We start from the raw sequence: 18,288 nt of genomic DNA on the forward strand, positions 1-18,288 counted from the left end.
GTGGAAAAATGTCTTACGAAAAAGAATTTTTAACAGATTTTGAAGCTTGGGTCAAAACTCAGATTCAAGTCAACCAATTAGCCATGACAACTAGTCGTCAAATTGCCGAAGAAGATGGAGATGATCGTGCTAAAGATGCCTTCATCAGGTATGAAAGCAAGTTGGATGCTTATGAGTTTTTACTGGGTAAATTTGAGAATTACCGTAAGGGCAAGGCCTTCCATGATGTTCCAGATGATTTATTTGGATCGAGACATTACTAAGAAATAAAGGAGATATGACATTGGCAAAACAAAAAAATCGTAAAAAGGCACTTAGATTAGCACTGAAACGTCAAGGCTTACTGACAAAAGTAGAAGCGGGTTTTGATAAGGTTGTTGACAGCGTTGAAACAGTCGCAGACAAAGCACTAACAGTTGGCAAAGAACTGGTTGAAAAAGGCAGTGACAAAATTGAAAGCATTAAGGCACAAGCTGCTGGACTTTCATTAGAGGAGTTTTCAGCACAAAAAGAATTAGATGGTATCCGTGCCAACTTAATTGAAACTTTTTATAATGAAGGTATTCACTCTGTATCGGGCTTTAGCCAATGGACAGAAAAAGACCTCTTGTCACTTAAAGGGATTGGACCTGCTACTGTCAATAAATTGGTTGAAAATGGAATTAATCTTAAAAAATAAAGCTATTTTAGGGAAATAGCAGGATGTTGCCAGATGGCAACTAGAACTAGGCAAAAGATGATGAAAAAATTAGGCTATGTTAGCAGTTTGTTGGTGATGACCTTGTTAGTAGCTTGTGGGCAAGAAACTAAGGAAACCAAGCCTAAAAAAGACCACAAAGCCAAGACGCACCAAACCACAAAATCTAAAAAAGCCGCATCAGATACAACTGGCAAAAAAACAGAAAGTTCTTCAGGGAAGTCATCTGCTCAAGAAGTTGCTATTGATTTGGCAGCTAGCCAACGCGTTGGTTCTGAAAATTTTGGTTTTGTTAATATTCCTAAAGACTGGGTTTCATTTCATGATGTTGATGGCAAAGGTGAAACCTTACAATATTCAGATCTCACTGGAGTCAATATTATTACCTTAGATCATGTTACAGCTGAGCGCATGAAGGTTGATGATTTAAGTAAGTACACACTTGAAGATATTGGTGGTGCCTACGCACAGACCTTGGAATCAACTGGTCAAACGACCAAACTTTGGGGTGCTAAAACTAAGGTTGCAGACTATGATGCTCTTCAAATTAATGCTTTTACAAAAACAGATGGCATTATTACCTGTTGGGTTTTCAAAGCCAGCAACAATGAAATTTACTACATTGCCTTAGAAGGTGATAAAGAAACCTTCACTAAAGTTTTACCTTATATCGAGCAAACCTGGTCCCTCAATAAATAATTGCTAATTTTGGCATCAGCTGATATAATAGTTCTAATCAGAGTCTGATTGAGTTTGTTTGTTACAGAGAGCGGTAGTGTTGAGAAATCCGTACAAATGTCAAGAAGTGTTACTGACATACAATTGAGATAATAACAAAGTTGCAGGTCATTTGGCCTGAAATTGGGTGGTACCGCGGATAATTCAATTCGTCCCTGTCTGGCATTTGCTAGGCAGGGCTATTTTTATAGGGATATTAAGGAGAATGCTTATGGTTAAACTGTTAGAAAAGTTTGAGAATAATCAATTGCCAAGCCTTGAGACTGATCGATTGATTTTGAGAGCCAGAACCTTGGACGATTTAGAAGATATTTATGCTTATGCAAGTCTTCCAGAAGTGACCTATCCAGCAGCTTTTCCACCTGTTACCAGCTTGGAAGATGAGCGTCATTACCTCGAAGCAATTTATCCTGAAAACCTCAAAAAAGAAAATCTCCCGTCTGGCTATGGCATTACCCTAAAAGGACAAAACAAGGTTATTGGCTCGGTTGATTTTAATCACAGACATGCCGATGATGTCTGTGAGATAGGCTATCTTCTTCATCCAGATTATTGGGGACAAGGCATTGTGCCAGAAGCAGTCTCTGCACTTTTGGAAATAGGTTTCACCCTACTGAACTTGCATAAAATTGAATTAGGTTGCTACGACTACAACAAGCAAAGTCAAGCTGTCGCTCGAAAAACAGGCTTCACTCTAGAAGCAACTATTCGTGACAGAAAAGACGTCCGAGGAAACCGATGTGGCGACCTACGTTATGGCTTACTCAAAAGTGAGTGGGAGACAAGTCATGGAAAATTTTAATTGTAACCGTTTAGTCTGGACCCGGCAACCAAAAAATTATAGTATTGCGGAAGATAAAATTGTCATTGAAACCTTGCCACATACTGATTTATGGCAAAAAACCTATTACCATTTTCAGAATGATAATGCCCCAGTTTTACAGATGACTTTGGATGAAGACTATTTCTCATTTACAGTCAAAACCAGCTTTAACTCTGGTCATCGCTTTGATCAATGTGGACTAGTCATGTACCTTGACTCCGAGAATTGGTTAAAAGCCTCAATTGAATATGAAAATGAAGATTACCAACATCTTGGCTCCGTCGTTACTAATCAAGGTTATTCAGATTGGGCAACGACAGAAATTGATGCTGGCATCAAAGAAATGTGGTATCGCCTCAGCCGTCGTAAAGACGACTTCCGACTAGAAAACTCAAGAGACGGCGTCACCTTTAAACAAATGCGTATCGCCCACATGCATAAAGCCCAAGGCCCTGTCCAATTCGGCATCTATGCCTGTAGCCCAGAAGAATCAAGTTTCACCGCAACCTTCACCAACATGACACTCGACGACTGCCAGTGGCAAGCCCACGATGGACAAAAACCGGATGGAGAGGGTTTATGAATATCATTATTTTAGGAGCTCCTGCATCTGGTAAGATGACTATTGGGCAGGAACTTGAAAAAGTGAGCCTAGCAACATTATTTCATAATCATGAAAGCATTGATTTTGTTTTGCACTTTCTACCTGAAATTTCTGATGAGATGATGCAATTAGCAGCTCGAATAAGACTTAATTTTTACTATTCTTTTGCAAAGTTAGCTAAACCAATTATTGGTACCGAAGTTATTGATTTTAAACAAGAGGGTTATCTAACCTATCTTGATGAGATTCAAAATATGTTTCAACGCAATCATCAAGATGTTGTTTTCGTTGAATTGGAGACCAGTCTAGAAGAACGACTAAAACGTAATAAAACAGAAAATAGGTTACGTTTTAAACCCATTAAACGAAATACAGAAGTCTCAGAGAAAGAAATTATTGAAACTGCAAAAGTGATGCAATTTGTTTCTAAACAAGCACCAGAAAGCCTTAACTATTATTTAAAAATAAATAATACAGAATTGAGTGCAAAAGAAGTAGCAAATCAAATCATGACATTTGTAGCTAGTGTTACAGAGTAGACGAGCAATCCAAATACTATTAGTAATGAAATCCTATTAAGAGTCGCTTTTGTCCCATACTACTTCAGAAAAGTATAAAAGATAAAAAATTAGTAAAGAAAAAGAAAGGACTTATATGTCTAAAGAACTATCACCAAAATACAATCCAGCTGAGGTTGAAGCTGGTCGCTACGACAAATGGCTAGAACAAGATGTTTTCAAGCCATCAGGAAATCCTGATGCCAAACCCTACTCTATCGTTATTCCACCGCCAAATGTGACAGGTAAACTGCACCTTGGTCATGCTTGGGATACAACCCTTCAAGATATCATCATCCGTCAAAAACGTATGCAAGGATTTGACACCTTATGGTTACCAGGAATGGACCATGCCGGGATTGCTACCCAAGCAAAAGTTGAAGAACGCCTGCGGGAGCAAGGGATTACCCGTTATGACCTTGGTCGTGACAAATTCCTAGACAAGGTTTGGGAATGGAAAGATGAGTATGCTACAACCATCAAAGAACAGTGGGGCAAAATGGGGATTTCGGTGGACTATTCCCGTGAACGTTTTACCCTTGATGAGGGCCTTTCAAAAGCCGTGCGAAAAGTCTTTGTAGACCTCTACAAAAAAGGCTGGATTTATCGCGGTGAGTTTATCATCAACTGGGACCCAGCAGCCCGTACAGCCCTATCTGATATCGAAGTTATCCATAAAGACGTGGAAGGTGCCTTCTACCATATGAATTATATGTTGGAAGATGGCTCGCGCGCCCTTCAAGTAGCAACCACTCGACCAGAAACCATGTTTGGTGATGTTGCAGTAGCCGTTAACCCGCAAGACCCTCGTTACAAAGATTTAATTGGTAAAAATGTTGTTCTACCAATCGTGAATAAGCTTATCCCAATTGTGGCCGATGAGCATGCAGATCCAGAATTTGGAACAGGTGTTGTTAAAATCACACCTGCCCATGACCCTAATGACTTCCTAGTTGGTCAACGCCATAACCTACCACAAGTCAATGTCATGAACGACGATGGAACAATGAATGAACTAGCTGGTGACTTTAATGGCATGGACCGTTTTGAAGCTCGTAAAGCAACTGTTGCCAAGTTAGAAGAACTCGGTGCCCTTGTTGAGATTGAAAAACGTGTCCACTCGGTTGGGCATTCTGAACGTTCTGGTGCAGTGGTTGAGCCACGTCTATCAACACAATGGTTTGTTAAAATGGACCAATTGTCTAAACAAGCCATGGACAATCAGGCAACAGATGATAAGGTCGACTTCTACCCACCACGTTTCAATGATACCTTTATGAGTTGGATGGAAAATGTTCATGACTGGGTTATCTCTCGCCAATTGTGGTGGGGGCATCAAATCCCAGCATGGTACAATGCAGATGGTGAGGTCTATGTTGGTGAAGAAGCACCAGAAGGTGACGGCTGGAAACAAGATGAAGATGTTCTTGATACCTGGTTCTCATCTGCTTTATGGCCATTTTCAACCATGGGTTGGCCAGATACAGATGCTGAAGATTTCAAGCGTTACTTCCCAACGTCAACGCTTGTTACAGGTTACGACATCATCTTTTTCTGGGTGTCACGTATGATTTTCCAATCTCTTGAATTTACCGGGCGTCAGCCATTCCAAAACGTGCTTATCCACGGTCTTATCCGTGATGAAGAAGGGCGTAAAATGTCTAAATCTCTTGGTAATGGGATTGATCCAATGGATGTTGTCGAAAAATATGGTGCCGATGCCCTTCGTTGGTTCTTATCTAACGGCTCTGCCCCAGGACAGGATGTCCGTTTCTCATACGAAAAAATGGATGCGTCATGGAACTTCATCAATAAAATTTGGAACATTTCCCGCTATATCCTTATGAACAATGAAGGTCTTAGCCTTGAAGAAGCGACTGCTAACGTTGCTAAAGTGGCTCAAGGTCAGGCTGGTAATGTGACGGATCGTTGGATTCTCCATAACCTCAATGAAACTGTTGGTAAGGTTACTGAGAACTTTGATAAGTTTGAGTTTGGTGTAGCAGGTCATATCCTTTACAACTTTATCTGGGAAGAGTTTGCTAACTGGTATGTGGAGTTGACTAAGGAAGTGCTTTACAGCGACAATGAGGCTGAGAAAGTGATGACCCGTTCAGTCCTACTTTATACTCTGGACAAGATTCTTCGTCTGCTTCACCCAATCATGCCATTTGTTACAGAAGAAATCTTTGGTCAATACGCTGAAGGTTCGATTGTAACAGCGCAATACCCAACTGTGACTGCTGCTTTTGAAAATGCTGACGCTCATAAGGGTGTTGAGAGCCTCAAAGACTTGATTCGCTCAGTGCGCAATGCGCGTGCAGAAGTCAACGTTGCACCAAGCAAAGCCATTACAATCATGATTAAGACATCTGATAAAGACTTGCAAGATTTCTTTAACAGCAATGTCAACTACATCAGACGCTTCACAAATCCTGAAAAATTAGAGATTTCAGCAGACTTGCAAGCTCCAGAAATGGCTATGACGTCAATCATCACAGGCGCAGAAATCTACCTCCCACTAGCAGATCTGCTCAATGTGGAAGAAGAATTAGCCCGTCTGGACAAAGAACTGGCCAAATGGCAAAAAGAACTCGATATGGTCGGCAAAAAACTTGGCAACGAACGCTTCGTCGCCAACGCCAAACCAGAAGTCGTTCAAAAAGAAAAAGACAAACAAGCCGACTACCAAGCAAAATACGATGCAACACAAGAACGTATCGCAGAGATGGAGAAGTTGGTGAAATAAAGTATGAAATGCACAGTCGAAAAACTGTGCTTTTTGTGGTATAATATAAAGAATATATGCAAAAGTTATGAGAGGAATGTTGTATGTTTGATACAGTTGTTTTAAATCCTTTAGAAATTAAATTAGATTTTAATAATCCACGGTTTTCAATGTTTGATTTTAATGATGAGAAAGAAATAATTAAATATTTAATTGGGTTTGAACATATAAAAGAACTTGCATTACAAATTGGAGAGAACGGTTATAATACAATAGGTGAACGTATTATTGTTCTAGAAAGTAGCAGTAATGGAAAGATTAGTTATACTGTTCTAGAGGGTAATCGAAGAATTGCCTCGTTGAAACTTTTGTTCATGTATTCATCTTTATTAACAAGTTCAGATAGGAAAAAAATAGAAAAATTAAATCTAAATCCTGAAGATTTTAAAGTTAATTGTGACGTAGTAAAAGAAGATATTAAAGATGAAGCACTTTTTAAAATAAGTGCAAAACATGTTGATGGGATTAAGGCTTGGAGTGCTACTGATAAAAGGGTGTTCTACCATAATCTTTATAATCAGTATAAAAATAAAGGGTTAACTAGTGATGAAGCTTTAGATAAAATTAAAGTTATTACTCCAGAAGGCAAAGTTGCTATAAAAAATTCAATAAAGGAATTGAATTATTTAACCTCTGTTTATGATGCAACAAAATCTTATAAATCTGACTTAAAGCAATTAACACATTTAGATACAGATGTTTTAGTTTCAAGGGTTTTGAGACCCTTAACGAAGGAGTTAAATCTTGAATTGAATGATGATCTTCAGGTTGTTTCACAAAATAAAAAATTGTATCATAACATATTAGGATTGCTAGGGAAGGCGGTTTGGATTGACGAAAGTCTAAACACTCGTGTTTTTAGTGTTCAAAAGCAATGGACTGAAATTGTTAAAAGTGATCATATCATACCGGGCTTAGCTGAAAAAATCAAGGAATATAAAGAATTAAAAAAAACGAAGAAATTCAATGAGGGAGAGGTAAGTAATACTCCTGATAATGATACAAAGAGTACTGGCGACAGTGAAAAAGACAATAATGAAATATCTAAATCATCAAAAAATAATACACAAAAGAATAACTCGGATAGTTCTACTGTACAAAATAAAACAACAAAATATAAATTTTTCGTTCCCAAACAATCAGTTACCATAAAACAGCAAAATTACAACTTGGCTAGTGAAATTGATTTGATAGACAATTTGGGAAATGAAGTTTCTAGGCAAAGTTCAGAGTATTCAAAAATTTCTATTAGTTGCTCTCATCAAGATATTGTAATTAAAAATAATTGTATTGAATCTATTTCTGAAAATGGTTCTTATGATATTGACGTTGAATACGATGGATTGATTAAACATTTTAAATTATTTTTGAATATTGCGGTTAATAATCTTCAACAGGATTATCAAGTATTGTTTAAACAACAATGGTACGACGAATCTTTAGCCCTATTATCTTATAATAGTAAGTATTTTAAAATTTATGAAGTAGTTAAAAGTATACAAAATTATAATGTTTTGTCAACGGATATTGGACATCAAATTATTATTGCATTTCTTCTAAGAAATTTGATTGAATACAGTACAAAAGCGTATATAGAGTTAGCTGAAATAAGAGAAACACAAGAAAAGTTACCTCCGCTTGTTTCAATTGTTAAAAATCATTTAGTAACAAAGGAAATACTTACTAAAACAGAAGCAAAGGCTTTCAATAAGCATGATATTGATATTGAAGCATTGAATGGAATGATTCATGACTATAAAACAGAAGTTAGTACAGTAAGTATACAGTCGATTGCTGCAAAATTTACTTTATATTTTTCTGTAATTTTCAAAAGGTTATCGGAGGGTATGAATAATGGATAATTTTAGTCCCTTACGCTATCCTGGGGGGAAAAATAAAACTTATGAATATGTCAAATATCTTGTAGAGAACAATGATATCGATACCTATATAGAGCCGTTTTGTGGTGGAGCTGCAGTAGCATTAAAATTATTACTTAATAATGATGTCAAAAAAATAATGTTAAATGATTTTGACCGTTCAATTTATGCAATGTGGTACTCTATCTTGTATGATACTGATAAATTTATCAATAAAGTTAGAAAAGCTGTATTTTCAATTGAGGAATGGGATAGACAGCAGAATATTCAAAAAGAAAAATCAACAGTTGATATACTGACTCTAGGTTTTTCAACCTTTTACCTAAATAGAACTAATCGATCAGGAATTATTCAAGCAGGTCCAATTGGTGGTCGCCAACAATTGGGAAATTATAAGATGGATTGCCGTTATAACTCAGATGCATTAGTTAAAAAAATTGAACTTATTGCCAAAAATAGAAATAGAATCAAATTATATAATCTAGATGCAATTGAATTCATCAAAAAAAATATCAAGCGAACAAAGCAATCTTTAACTTTTTTCGATCCACCTTATTATGAAAAAGGAAAGCAACTATATACAAATTTTTATGAACACATAGATCATTTAGAACTAAGAGATACAATTCAAAATAATCTTTATAACCATAAATGGATTCTTACTTATGACTTTCATGAAGAAATTCGAAATATGTACCTTGACTATGAACATTTTCGATATTCACTAAATTATAGTGCTGGAAAATCTAAAAAAGGTCTGGAATATATTTTTTTTAATAGTAATATTTCTTCTACAAAAATTGAAGAGTTTTTACGTATTTTGTAAATAAGTATAATTTCCTTTATTTGAATTTGAAAATAAGCTGAATAGGTTACACTAAACTAGACAGAAATTATAAAGTGTTCTACACTTAAGAAAAACGGGAGAAAAACCATGTCTAGAAAAGTACGTCGTCACTTCACCGATGATTTTAAGCAACAAATTGTGGACCTTTACAATGCTGGTAGGCCTCATCAAGGAATACGAGCTAACCCCTTCCACCTTCGATAAGTGGGTTAGACAAGCCAAAACAACTGGTTCATTCAAGTCTGTTGATAATCTGACAGATGAACAGCGGGAGCTAATTGAACTCAGGAAACACAATAAAGAACTCGAAATGCAATTAGATATCCTAAAGCAAGCGGCAGTGATTATGGCACAAAAAGGGAAATAATCACTGCTAATAAGGCTAAATACAGCATTTCAAAGATGTGTCGCTGGCTGAATATGCCACGCTCAAGTTATTACTATCAAGCCGTGGAGTCAGTATCTGAAACGGAGTTTGAAGAAACTATTAAAAGAATTTTCCTCGAGAGCGAGTCCAGATACGGATCCAGAAAAATCAAAATATGCTTGAATAACGAAGGTATCACACTTTCACGGCGTCGGATTCGACGCATTATGAAGCGACTCAATTTGGTTTCTGTTTATCAGAAAGCCACCTTCAAACCACATTCTAGAGGCAAGAATGAAGCCCCTATTCCCAACCACTTAGACAGGCAGTTTAAGCAAGAAAGACCACTACAAGCCTTAGTCACTGACTTAACCTATGTTCGTGTAGGCAATCGTTGGGCTTATGTTTGCCTCATCATTGACCTATACAACCGTGAAATCATCGGTCTGTCTCTTGGTTGGCACAAGACCGCTGAACTCGTTAAGCAAGCCATACAAAGCATCCCTTACGCCCTGACCAAAGTCAAGATGTTCCATTCAGATCGTGGCAAAGAGTTTGATAATCAGTTAATTGATGAAATATTGGAAGCCTTTGGAATCACACGTTCGCTTAGTCAGGCTGGTTGTCCTTATGACAATGCCGTAGCTGAAAGTACGTATCGTGCTTTCAAAATTGAATTTGTTTATCAAGAAACCTTTCAATCGCTGGAAGAACTAGTTCTTAAGACTAAAGACTATGTTCATTGGTGGAATTACCACCGCATTCATGGTAGTCTCAACTACCAAACACCAATGACTAAAAGATTAATTGCCTAGAAAAACACTTTATAAATGTTGTACAGAAAAGTGTTGCCTTTTCATGTACTCTTTCAAGTTTATTGTTCGAAAATACAGTATTTGAATACAACTTCTTCCCATAATTTGAAATTTCGTATTTACCGTATTGGGACTCAAAAGGAAGGCCAAAAGTTGACTTTGTACTGATATCTTTTACCTTATAGGAATCATCAACTGATTGATAAAAATGTTTTACTTGTTGGAAATGATTTGCTTTTATATTGTGATTTGAAATAGTTTGCATTGTTAATGGAATGATCGCAAGCAAGAAGATAATGATTGGAAAAACAAATACCTTCTTTGTAAAGGTTTTTACTTTAGAATGAATCATTTCTGATATTGCTAAGGAAAAAACTAAAAATAAGGGAATCCAAGTCGTATAATTACTTTTTAAAGCTTCTGAACCAAAGATAATCTGCGGCGTTGATGTACAAAAAATTAAGGTCACATTGAGAATTACCCATTGAATAACTACAAAAAATTTATAGTATTTCGTATTTTCTTGGGATAGCCTCTTCAGGCTTGATAGAGAGATTCCTATATATGAGATTAATGAAAAAATAAAAAGTGGTAAAATCAGATAAAATATAAAAAGCCAACCATAAGGTGAATGCGCAGAATCGGGACTGTCACCAAAATCTATCTTTAATAATCCGTAACCAATGTCAATTAGCATGATTAATAAAGGAAAGTAGTAGCTAAACTTTGTGAAAGCTCTAAAAAGTTTTTTCATGATAACCTCTTTACTTATTGTTTGTAGATAATTACTTATATTCTAACATAATCGTTTCATAATTACTGAGGTAACCATGGAAATAGAGGATGTAAGGAACCAATTTTCTCAGATAAAATATAAGTTAAAAAGCCAGTATATCTCTAAAGGGATACAAACTATAGCGGTAGCATCTATGATTCATGAGAAGTCTGATATTAGTCCAATTGTTAACAATCATAATGAACTGATAAAGTAATATTAATTATTCTAAAAAAATGTATAATGAGATGAGTTATTGTTTCTAATAATAGCTTCATCATCTATCATTATGGGATGTTTAAATAGATATTTTGAAAACAAATATTAAAAGGGTAGCAGATTGATATAAATAGTGAAAAGCCAGTGATTTAAATAGTAGCCATTTAGTGATATGTAATAGCATGTTATGCGAAGTTAATATCATGACTATGAGTTTAGTTGTATAAAAATGATTTTTAACATTTCAAAAAAAGAAAAAAATGAATTTTAAATGATGATTTTATTTGCAAAAAGGAATGATTTAAGAGTATACTAGAACTAACGAGTAAGCGTTTTCTAAAAGGAGGAGGAATCAGATGTCAAAACACTTCTAGCCCTAAAAGGGTACACAAAGAATGAGAGAAAAGACTATGAAGAAAAGAAATGTTTTTTACCTATTCACAATTCTATTTGCCTTATTAATGAGCCTCAATGTTTCCGCAGCAACGACTCCTGTTGCTGGCTCAAACTTAGCCAATAGCTCCCCGTACAATCTGTCACATTACCTTCAAGTGAAATTAGGTAATGGTAGCTATAAGAAGGGGTCTGCAACCTTAATTGCTCCTAATCTCTTACTAACAGCAGCTCATTGTATTTCGGATGGAGGATTGCCAGAGAGTACCGTTTTTGCTCAAAGCCTCTGGGGAAATGGACAAGCTAATTATACTTACATGTCAGATATTAGTCGTACCAATTCAATGAACCCATTTATCATTTATAAGAATTACGGTGGTAATTGGGATGCTCCAAATGACATTGCTCTTGTAAGAATTACAGATCCTGCACAAAAGACAAGTTCTTTGGATACAAGTTCTGTAAAACTCAGAGTCTATCGTAACATAAGTGATCTTCGTAATAAAAATTTCACCATTGTTAGCAATAGTTTTAACCTAGACGGACGTTGGGCTTATGAAAATGGTAAAATAACTAATGTTCGTCAAGATGGGCTCTTGGAAACAAATATTTCGGGAGTCGCTGGACAATCAGGTTCAGCAATTATTGTAGATGGTCAGATTATCGGTATTGCAACAAGTGCCGACAGTCAATCACACATTGTCATCACACCATTTACCGAGAATATGAAAACAACCCTCTTTGAAGCAAATGGTTTCACCAATATAGAAATGAAATAACACATCCCCTCCTCCGCAGCTTACTCATACAAAAATGATAACTCATATTAAAAATTAAGATACTAATACAAAAGTGCCATAAATCATAAAAAAAGGATTCATGGCACTTTTTAGATATGATGCAATACAGAGTTATACTTATGTCAAAAGGTTGGACTAAAACAAATACAAAAAATAGCAAACGACTTAATCCTATATAACTTAGAACTAAATTCTTTTTATTATATAGGATTAAGCCACGCTATCGGAGAAGTATACTATATTTTTTTGTAAAAAACAGTGATACCTAATAAAAATCCTTAGCAATACTTATTTTGATCTAAGTTTATTAATTAGAATTTGTAATTTTTCAGTATTTACAGCATCAAAATTTTGAGACCAAAGTGAAGTGTTTTTTCCGGCACTTTGAGGATTGTTACCTAATGATCGTGACATTTCAATTGTATTATTTACTAATTTTGGTTTGATGTTATCCCAAACTATAAAAGGATCAACCTCCCAATCTAGTTGATTTTTTGACTCAGTAATTAGTGCTCGGAAAGCAGCAATTATTGGGAAAATTAAACCTTGTGAAATTTGATACTTACATTTGTTTGAATAATACTTTGATAGTATTCCATTTACTTTTAAATCTACACCTTTAACTTTGCCGAATTTTCCATTTTGATGAATTTCATTATATGCATCAACCATCTCAACTTCGATTTTATCGTATAAATTTGTAATAACTGGTAGTAAGGGAGAGATTTTTCTATAAAATTTATCGTTATCGAAGTCATTGAGATAATCTTTTAGTACAGCTTGCTTACCACTATATGATTGAATTGGATGACTATTTCCGTTATTTGGAAATTTTTTTATATTAAATGCATACATCAATTTAATTAAGTCAACTGCGTCTAAGGGTTTATCTTCATTTTCTCTATAAGAAACTTTTTTTGCAAAAGGAGTATTGGAAATATCTTTTTTTACAAATTCAAATTTATCTGCAAGTTCAGCAATTGCTTTATCAGATACTTGAACACTCGTATTTCTAGCAGAAGATAATTCATCAATATTTCTTACATTTGTCATAATTTCTAAGTGTACAAATTCTGAAAATTCATCGTCAATTAAATTTCGATTATTTATTATTGCATGATAAGTATGGCCACCGTCAAGAACACCATATAAAGAATTATCTTTATCACTACCATTGCCGATATCAAGTTTAATAATGTTGTTTAGACTATCGATTGTAACTTTTTTTGCAGCGATTAAAATTCCACGGTTATTCACAAAAAAAGAATCTTCATTTGAAGTTAAACCGGATACAATTTTTTTATAAACTATTTTCTTGGAATTAACTTCCCTAGGGTTAACTTCAGTGGGCAACCCCTCAGGGATAGATTTTACATTAACAAATAAATGATAAACTAATCTGTTATCTCCTTTATATGGGCTTTCCATTTTTGTGCACTTTGCAAATGAAAATTGTTTAATTTTATCCATAGATTCACCTCTTTTAATTTTTCTGTTTTTATTATAATATTATATTATCAGAAATAAAAGGAACCATAGTACTTAAGATGACAATTAGACATAAAAAAAATTATAATCCTAAACTTATTGAAATGGGTGAAAGACTAAGGGAAATGAGAAAAAAGAAAAACTTGACTATAAGTAAATTCTCAGAGCTCATAAATTTATCCGATAAAATTATTAGTAATTATGAGAATGGTAAAAACCTAATAACAATTGAGTCAATAGTTAAAATATATAAAAGTAATGTTTTTTATCCAATGACGTTAACTGAATTACTGGATATCCTTGTAGTTTCTGTTTTTGAATAGAATAATTCTATGATATAATGTCAAAGTTAGACATAAAATGGAAAGTAGGTGCTTACATGACAAATTCTGTAAGTTCTGTCACAGATAAGAAGTATAATATTGCTGCTTTCTTTTCTGGTGTTGGTGGAATTGAGTTAGGTTTTGAACAAACCGGCGAGTTCAGAGTGGTGTATGCCAATGAATTTGATAAAAATGCTAGGAAAACCTATGCATTAAACTACCCGGATACTTTTTTAGATAGTCGTGATATTCACGCTGTGGATCCAGATGAAATTCCATCTGAAACTGTGGATCTTATTGTTGGAGGTTTCCCTTGCCAAGCTTTTTCTATTGCAGGTTATCGTAAAGGCTTTGAAGATGAGCGTGGTGACTTGTTTTTTGAATTGCTTCGAATGATCAAAGTGAAAAAACCAAGAGCTATTTTTATTGAGAATGTCAAAAATATGGTCGGTCACGACCATGGGAATACATTTAAAGTTATTCGTGAGGCTTTGACTGAGAATAATTATTTCATTAAATGGAAGGTTCTCAATGGGAAAGATTATGGGAATATTCCACAGAACCGTGAACGTATTTATATTGTCGGTTTTGATAATAAAGAAGCATTTGATTTATTTGAGTTTCCTGAGGAAATTCCATTAACCACTTCATTAAATGATATTATTGATTTTAGTGAAGAAAAAGATACAACATTCTATTATGGGGATGGCAAACAGCGCTTTTACTCGGATTTAAAGCTTGCCATGGATCGTCAAGATACTGTGTATCAATGGCGTCGTCAATATGTTCGTGAAAATAAAAGTGGAGTAGTACCGACTTTAACTGCCAATATGGGTACTGGTGGGCATAATGTCCCGTTAATTCTGACTGATAATGGTAAGATTAGAAAATTAACTCCTAAAGAAACCTTTAATGCTCAAGGATATCCTAAGGATTTCAAACTTCCAGATGGATTAGCTAACAGTCACCTTTATAAGCAAGCTGGTAATAGTGTAGTGGTACCAGTCATTAAAAGGATTGCCAAAAATATTGCCTATGCTTTAAATCATTCTAAGCATGCTGTTAAAGATAATCGCCAAGGAAATACTGCAATTATCTATACTAATATGAATGGTCCATTTGAGGGGGAGTCCTATGTGAAAGACTTTGTCAAAGAGCATGATGAAGCTATTTTAACAATAGACACTTATCAAGATGGATTAGGAATTCTCAACCATGAAGAATATTTACGTTTAGTAAAAAAACGTGGTAAAATGGAATTTTATTATATTCAATAACGAATAGTAGAGTAGGAAGACTAGTGATAAACTAGTCTTCTTTTGATATACTATAGAAAAACAGATAATGGTGAAAATATGTGGGATAACTTAAAAAAGGAAGATAAAGAAAAATATAAGACCTTTATAACTAATTTTGCAAGCCTTAGTGAAGCTTTTTCGCAAAAAGCTGAGGTTGAAAATGAAACTTCAGCTACTGAGTATGTTGCGCCAATTATTAATTCAAAATTTCAAGAGACAGTCTTTCAAAAAGCGTTTAATGCAGTTGGTGAAGATATTTCAAACACCTCATATGATGCTTCTCTTGAAGTTGATGCTGATGTTATCCTTAAATCTTAGAGTCACTATTGTATAATTTAGACAAAGGACAAAAACATGAAAAAACGCTACTCAAAAGAATTTAAAGAAACCCTTATCGCCTTCTATCATTCTGGTCAATCCGTCACCCAGCTGTCTAAAGAATACGACGTGGCCCCTGCAACAATTTATAAATGGATAGACCTCTACTCTAAATCTAATGAAAGCTCCGTCTCTAAAGCTGATTTTCTAGAATTAAAAAGACAACTGGCTAAAGTTAAGGAAGAACGAGACATCTTAAAAAAAGTATTGACCATATTCGCCGAGAAAAAGAAGTGAGTGCTGCGGATATGGCTCAAACCATACAAACTTTAGCACTCAATGTCAGACTAAGCTGTCAACTCCTTGATGTTCCTGAATCAAGTTATTATGAACGGATTAACCGACATCCATCTAAAACTCAATTAAGGAGACAATACCTGTCACTCAAAATTTCTCAACTCTTCAATGCTAACCGAGGAATCTATGGTGCTCCTAAAATTCATCATCTTCTATTTAAACAAGGGGAAAAAGTCGGGTTAAAACTGGTACAGAAGCTAATGAAGCAACTTCAACTCAAGTCTGTAGTCATTAAGAAATTTAAGCCTGGATACTCACTAAGTGATCACATCAATCGAAAAAATCTCATACAGACTGAACCTACAAAGAAAAATAAGGTTTGGTCAACCGACATTACTTATATTCCTACTCAACAAGGATGGGCTTATCTCTCAACCATTATGGATCGTTATACTAAAAAAGTCATTGCTTGGGATTTGGGCAAGCGAATGACTGTAGAATTAGTGCAAAGAACTTTAAATAAGGCCATTAAATCACAAGACTATCCAGAAGCTGTTATTCTTCATTCTGACCAAGGAAGCCAGTATACGAGTCTAGAGTATGAAGAGTTGCTTAAGTATTATGGGATGACTCACTCTTTCAGTCGAAGGGGATACCCTTATCATAATGCCAGTCTTGAATCTTGGCATGGACATTTAAAAAGAGAGTGGGTGTATCAATTTAAATATAAGAACTTTGAAGAAGCCTATCAGAGTATTTTCTGGTACATCGAAGCCTTTTATAATTCAAAACGAATCCATCAAAGTTTAGGGTATCTTACACCTAATCAATTTGAAAAGGTAAGTGCTTAAAATAAATAGATTAAAATTCTACGTTTGTTACTCTAAAAACTTGACTTAACCTCATGCAAAGCATAAATATCTAGTTGGAATTAAATCATTTGGCATTAATTCAGGAGATCAAAAAGTTGCTCAATTCAAAAAGAATTCTCAATATTGGAGTGATATCCTAGGTGAAATAGACTTTAATGCCAAATGTTCCATTGATAAAGAATCGGCCGACAAAATGAATCATAATCTTTATAATAAACTAGCGATGGAGATCTCAAGGTTAAGGAATCAGAGAATAGAATCCTCTAAAGCACAGTTAAAAGGGTTTAGATATGAAGATGTTGTTGTAGAATCTGTCTATCATGTACTAATGCCAACATCAAAGAAAAGTAGACCTCAAATATATGTGGGTGAGACCACTTACCTACCTATTGATATTGATAAAATTCAAATTTTAGGGGCTACAAATTTTAAAAATCCAACTAATTTTAGATTTACTGATGGAAATCATGTATATAAATATACATCTGCTGATAGCCAGCTTCATATGACTTTTAATAATAAAGATATTGTAGTTGATACTTGGGATGTCAATTATATAGAGGATCCATTTTATTTATTTGAAAATCTCCATCAAATTTCATTAATGCCTAAATCTGATGAAATTGAACAAACAGTATCGTGGATGATTGCAAATAAAAATAATGAGGTTGAAGCTAGTTCAGGATTTAATGGCTTTAATGGGGGATCAAAATTATCTAGAAAAGATAATTATAGAGAAAAACGCATCGAAGCCCTCATTAAAAAATATAGTCAGGATTTTACTTTAGAACAATTAGATTTTATTGAAAACGAATTAACTAGATTGTTGATTCCAAAATATCGAACAGATGATGAAACAAAATTAATGCGTCAAATTAGAAAAGACTTCATTCAAAAGATTGAAGAATTTGAAGATGAGTGTTTGATAAAGGAGGTTGAAAATTTAATCTATCGCGATTCTAATGAAATTTATATTCCTATTCCAGATTCTAGAAGGTTTCATACAGACTTTCCAGATTTCTTTGGTCCTTCAATTGGCACTTTTATGAATGGAGGAAGAAAATTAGCCCTTGATAAGGCTAAAAGAACCTTTATCTTACGTTTTATTCCTTCAGGTGATGAAATTGAAGCATATATCAATCAAGAAAATGGGAAAGCAATTCAATCTACAAAACATCAGGGAATCTTAGGGGAATGGATTATTAAAGAAGTTTTTCAACTAAAAAACAGGGAACAATTAACTTATGATAAATTAGTTGAATTGCAGATAAATGCTATACGACTTACTAAGTATAGAAATTCAGAAGTTATAGGAATCGAGTTTACATGGATTGATTCAGAAAATCCTCCGGAAGATTCTATTGGTTGGGTTTCTAAAAGATAAAACTA

The 18,288-nt window shown here is 34.7% G+C and carries 15 protein-coding genes and 3 pseudogenes; 16 read left to right on the forward strand and 2 right to left on the reverse strand.

Translation table 11 applies throughout. From position 1 onward, the window contains the following. Positions 1-8: 8 nt before the first annotated feature. The 10 genes and pseudogenes from Q9317_RS02650 to Q9317_RS02695 all read left to right on the forward strand — a co-directional run bounded on the left by Q9317_RS02650 (position 9) and on the right by Q9317_RS02695 (position 10,116). A complete protein-coding gene (locus Q9317_RS02650) occupies positions 9-263 on the forward strand; it encodes a DUF1912 family protein (protein WP_003100936.1) in 255 nt (84 codons plus the stop codon). Positions 264-283: 20 nt separating this feature from the next. Beyond that, complete coding sequence (locus Q9317_RS02655) at positions 284-679, forward strand: helix-hairpin-helix domain-containing protein (protein ID WP_003100937.1); 396 nt, start codon at positions 284-286, stop codon at positions 677-679. Positions 680-712: 33 nt separating this feature from the next. Further along, a complete protein-coding gene (locus tag Q9317_RS02660; RefSeq protein ID WP_003100939.1) occupies positions 713-1,396 on the forward strand; it encodes a hypothetical protein in 684 nt (227 codons plus the stop codon). A gap of 250 nt (positions 1,397-1,646) precedes the next feature. Further along, on the forward strand, positions 1,647-2,237 hold the full coding sequence (locus tag Q9317_RS02665) for a GNAT family N-acetyltransferase (RefSeq protein ID WP_003100941.1): 591 nt from the start codon (positions 1,647-1,649) through the stop codon (positions 2,235-2,237). Further along, a complete protein-coding gene (locus tag Q9317_RS02670; RefSeq protein WP_003100942.1) occupies positions 2,224-2,841 on the forward strand; it encodes a DUF1349 domain-containing protein in 618 nt (205 codons plus the stop codon). The genes Q9317_RS02665 and Q9317_RS02670 overlap by 14 nt, the downstream gene beginning before the upstream one ends. Continuing rightward, positions 2,838-3,401 (forward strand): DEAD/DEAH box helicase family protein, encoded by a 564-nt coding sequence (locus tag Q9317_RS02675; RefSeq protein ID WP_003100944.1) that lies wholly within the window; start codon positions 2,838-2,840, stop codon positions 3,399-3,401. Before Q9317_RS02670 ends, Q9317_RS02675 begins: the two co-directional genes overlap by 4 nt. Before the next feature lie 115 nt (positions 3,402-3,516). Continuing rightward, positions 3,517-6,168, forward strand: coding sequence for a valine--tRNA ligase (locus Q9317_RS02680; protein ID WP_003100945.1), 2,652 nt, complete (start codon positions 3,517-3,519; stop codon positions 6,166-6,168). An 83-nt stretch (positions 6,169-6,251) separates the two neighbouring features. Further along, the gene (locus Q9317_RS02685) at positions 6,252-8,069 is read left to right on the forward strand and encodes a hypothetical protein (protein ID WP_121791493.1); all 1,818 of its coding nucleotides are present in this window, start codon (positions 6,252-6,254) and stop codon (positions 8,067-8,069) included. Further along, a complete protein-coding gene (locus Q9317_RS02690; RefSeq protein WP_003100949.1) occupies positions 8,062-8,913 on the forward strand; it encodes a DNA adenine methylase in 852 nt (283 codons plus the stop codon). Before Q9317_RS02685 ends, Q9317_RS02690 begins: the two co-directional genes overlap by 8 nt. Positions 8,914-9,021: 108 nt before the next feature. Next, positions 9,022-10,116: pseudogene (locus Q9317_RS02695) on the forward strand (IS3 family transposase). On the opposite strand, the gene Q9317_RS02700 reads toward Q9317_RS02695, so the two are convergent. Next, a complete protein-coding gene (locus tag Q9317_RS02700) occupies positions 10,097-10,870 on the reverse strand; it encodes a hypothetical protein (protein ID WP_003100950.1) in 774 nt (257 codons plus the stop codon). The pseudogene Q9317_RS02695 and the gene Q9317_RS02700 sit on opposite strands and share 20 nt — an antisense overlap. 650 nt (positions 10,871-11,520) lie before the next feature. Here Q9317_RS02700 and Q9317_RS02705 point away from each other — a divergent pair. Then, positions 11,521-12,282, forward strand: coding sequence for a trypsin-like serine peptidase (locus Q9317_RS02705; protein WP_016355850.1), 762 nt, complete (start codon positions 11,521-11,523; stop codon positions 12,280-12,282). A gap of 309 nt (positions 12,283-12,591) precedes the next feature. Here Q9317_RS02705 and Q9317_RS02710 read toward each other — a convergent pair whose 3' ends face one another. Next, a complete protein-coding gene (locus Q9317_RS02710; RefSeq protein ID WP_016355851.1) occupies positions 12,592-13,773 on the reverse strand; it encodes an AIPR family protein in 1,182 nt (393 codons plus the stop codon). Positions 13,774-13,895: 122 nt separating this feature from the next. Between Q9317_RS02710 and Q9317_RS02715 the strand changes: the two genes are divergently transcribed. The 5 genes and pseudogenes from Q9317_RS02715 to Q9317_RS02735 all read left to right on the forward strand — a co-directional run. Beyond that, positions 13,896-14,114 (forward strand): helix-turn-helix domain-containing protein, encoded by a 219-nt coding sequence (locus Q9317_RS02715; RefSeq protein WP_259458601.1) that lies wholly within the window; start codon positions 13,896-13,898, stop codon positions 14,112-14,114. A gap of 56 nt (positions 14,115-14,170) precedes the next feature. Further along, on the forward strand, positions 14,171-15,391 hold the full coding sequence (locus tag Q9317_RS02720) for a DNA cytosine methyltransferase (protein ID WP_003100960.1): 1,221 nt from the start codon (positions 14,171-14,173) through the stop codon (positions 15,389-15,391). 78 nt (positions 15,392-15,469) lie between these two features. Further along, a pseudogene (locus tag Q9317_RS02725) lies at positions 15,470-15,706 on the forward strand (hypothetical protein); the annotation flags it as partial. 60 nt (positions 15,707-15,766) lie between these two features. After that, a protein-coding gene (locus Q9317_RS02730; RefSeq protein WP_089180045.1) for an IS3-like element IS981 family transposase occupies positions 15,767-16,878 on the forward strand; the annotation gives its coding sequence in 2 pieces (ribosomal slippage) (positions 15,767-15,983 and positions 15,983-16,878; 1,113 coding nt in all). A gap of 61 nt (positions 16,879-16,939) precedes the next feature. Then, positions 16,940-18,283, forward strand: a pseudogene (locus tag Q9317_RS02735) (hypothetical protein); the annotation flags it as partial. Positions 18,284-18,288: the final 5 nt, after the last annotated feature.

The organism is Streptococcus iniae (assembly GCF_030732225.1).
GTDB classification, from domain to species: Bacteria; Bacillota; Bacilli; order Lactobacillales; family Streptococcaceae; genus Streptococcus; species Streptococcus iniae.